The sequence below is a fragment of the Elongatibacter sediminis genome (assembly GCF_037892215.1).
Lineage (GTDB): Bacteria > Pseudomonadota > Gammaproteobacteria > Xanthomonadales > SZUA-36 > Elongatibacter > Elongatibacter sediminis.
This window is the reverse complement of record NZ_JAZHOG010000031.1, coordinates 1-510: the sequence shown is the minus strand read 5'-3', so window position 1 is coordinate 510 and position 510 is coordinate 1. Positions and strand designations below refer to the sequence as shown.

Here is a 510-nt window from a genome sequence, read left to right as displayed (position 1 = left end):
CGTTATATTTACGTGCGCCCACTACTGATACTCATCTTCTTGCCCGCGCTGTCTGTGGCCGACTGCCAAATCGAACTGCAGGAAATCAAGCCTAGAGTTAACCAAATTCTTGAACCGCTGCACGAGAAAGAGAACTCAGATATTACAGAGGAGGAGTTTAGCCAGGCTGAAGCACAAATTTCCGCGATCATCTCAGAATTAGATGTATGTACCGGCTTCTACGAAGAGTACGAACGCAAGAACTCCGACTACACGCGCTGGGGCGAGAAAAGTGATAGATATCGAAGTTACTCTCTTTGGCTCACCAGCGTTGACATGCAGTTGGAAGCCGCTGTTGAGTCGTTTCGCTACTGGATATTCCGTTCGTGGTTGTTTGACGTTGATATGTGGGAAAAGGTGGCAGTCGAGTTCGACGAGAGAGAAATATAACTATGCGTTTAAGTGCGTTCCGCCAGCGTTGCTGGCTCCACCGGACGCGTGCTGTGCACGCGCCTCTTAACTAAAACGTTA

Annotated in this window: 1 protein-coding gene; it reads left to right on the top strand. The window is 49.0% G+C overall.

From position 1 onward, the window contains the following. Window positions 1-429, top strand: a 429-nt coding sequence (locus V3330_RS19605; RefSeq protein ID WP_354697161.1) for a hypothetical protein, incomplete at its 5' end; no start/stop codon positions are given. Between the last annotated feature and the right edge of the window lie 81 nt (window positions 430-510).